The sequence below is a fragment of the Microcystis sp. M53603_WE2 genome (assembly GCF_030065435.1).
Genome location: NZ_JASJFF010001323.1, coordinates 1 through 1,680, shown reverse-complemented (window position 1 = coordinate 1,680; position 1,680 = coordinate 1). Strand labels below are relative to the sequence as shown.

General features: G+C 37.4%; 2 protein-coding genes and 1 pseudogene. 2 read left to right on the top strand and 1 reads right to left on the bottom strand.

All coding sequences use genetic code 11. From position 1 onward, the window contains the following. Positions 1-158 precede the first annotated feature (158 nt). Positions 159-596, top strand: coding sequence for a cyanase (gene cynS / locus PX481_RS27780; protein WP_288097163.1), 438 nt, complete (start codon positions 159-161; stop codon positions 594-596). Between the two features lie 418 nt (positions 597-1,014). Continuing rightward, positions 1,015-1,212, top strand: coding sequence for a hypothetical protein (locus tag PX481_RS27775; protein WP_002761095.1), 198 nt, complete (start codon positions 1,015-1,017; stop codon positions 1,210-1,212). Positions 1,213-1,570: 358 nt separating this feature from the next. Here PX481_RS27775 and PX481_RS27770 read toward each other — a convergent pair. Then, positions 1,571-1,680: pseudogene (locus PX481_RS27770) on the bottom strand (IS630-like element ISMae24 family transposase); the annotation flags it as partial.

The window sequence follows — 1,680 nt, the reverse complement described above, 5'->3', positions numbered from 1 at the left end:
TTGTCAAGGTTCTTTGTTTGACATGAGTTAATACTATCGTCTTTTTATAGTTATGTAAAGGGGTTTTAAGGAATATTTTTTTATCAATGTTATAACTTTTACTTATATAATTGATGTTCAGGTAAACTAGAAGCAGACAAATTCTGCAAAAATAAGCAATGATACCCGAAATTACCGCAAAACTATTGGAAGCGAAGAAGGAAAAAGGCCTGAGTTTCGCTGACCTAGAAGCGATTCTAGGACGAGATGAGGTGTGGATTGCCGCTGTTTTTTACCGGCAAGCGAGCGCTTCCCTAGAAGAAGCAACGAAAATTGTGGCAGCTTTGGGATTGGGTCCGGCCTACATCCCCTCCTTAACCGAGTATCCTGTCAAGGGATTGGGTCCTGTTGTCCCCACCGACCCCCTGATTTATCGTTTCTACGAGATCATGCAGGTGTATGGAATGCCACTAAAATCGGTGATTCATGAAAAATTCGGCGATGGCATTATGAGTGCGATCGATTTTACCCTCGACGTGGATAAGGAGGAAGACCCTAAAGGCGATCGCGTTAAAATTACCATGTCGGGTAAGTTTTTATCCTATAAGAAGTGGTGAGTCCGGCCAAAGTCAACGGCAAGGAATAGAAATTCCTTGCCGCTCTTGGTATTTTTCTTAACAAAACTTAACAATTGACGGCAAAATTTTCCTTGCTTTTGTCGGCAGATTTTGGGATAATATTTTTAAAAGACTTTATTCATAATGGAAATCTAAGCAGTTGGTGATAAACACAGATATCCGATTATAAGAGAATCATAACCCAAGCCGCCGCAAAAGTCAAGGTATCTCTCCTAATTATGCTGTGAAACTTCTAATTCCTTGAGCGGTGAGGGTTTGGGGAATTATGAATTATGAATTATGAATTGGGGAGTGGGAAGACAGTAAACTGATATAGTCATTTCAGATAAGTCTGATACGCTCTAGACCGATGAAACCCTGATTAACTCTAGCATTGATATTCTCAATCTTAATTGAAATGACTATAACTGCCAATTCAGACTTCAATTGGCGATGTTATATTGAACATTTTCAAGAAGAAGGCGCACCGCAAAGCGGATCTCTGCGAGATCGCTGTTTTTTTACCGCTTATGAAACTAACATTATTGTTCCTTTAAAATCTTTGAGGATTGAGGTAGAGATGGCAGATGTTTATAACAAAGTAATCTTTAGTTAAAGCCTTAAATATGGAGCTTTTGTTATCATTAGAATATATAAATATTCGTCATTTTAAAAAAAAATTAGCGTAGGCAATGATTAATAGAAAAACTGAAGACTTGTGCAAGTTGTTGTGAACAAGTTACCTCCGCTATTCGGCGAAGATTAACCATAACGATAGCTCCAAAAAACATTATATTAACAAGAAATGGTGAATAGGGAACTCCGAAATATGAAGAAGCAGCAGATAAAAAAAGATGTGCCACAAAATATGATACTATAACAAGCAATAAATCAGTTAAAATCGTGGATATATCTAAATTTAAGCCTAGTACAGGTGTTATAGCATAACTTAGAATAGTCAAGCTAGTAAGTACCTAGGCAAAATTAATTACATACTCGCCTCCAAAATTGTCCAGCACTTTTTTAACGTAAGCGAGGAGGCTCTTTCGGTCTTTATAGGCGCTAAATTCAATCCATTCATATT

Bases quoted from the DNA above. Each gene is read 5' to 3' on its own strand.
- PX481_RS27775 (WP_002761095.1), top strand. From the start codon at position 1,015: ATGACTATAACTGCCAATTCAGACTTCAATTGGCGATGTTATATTGAA.
- cynS (WP_288097163.1), top strand. From the start codon at position 159: ATGATACCCGAAATTACCGCAAAACTATTGGAAGCGAAGAAGGAAAAA.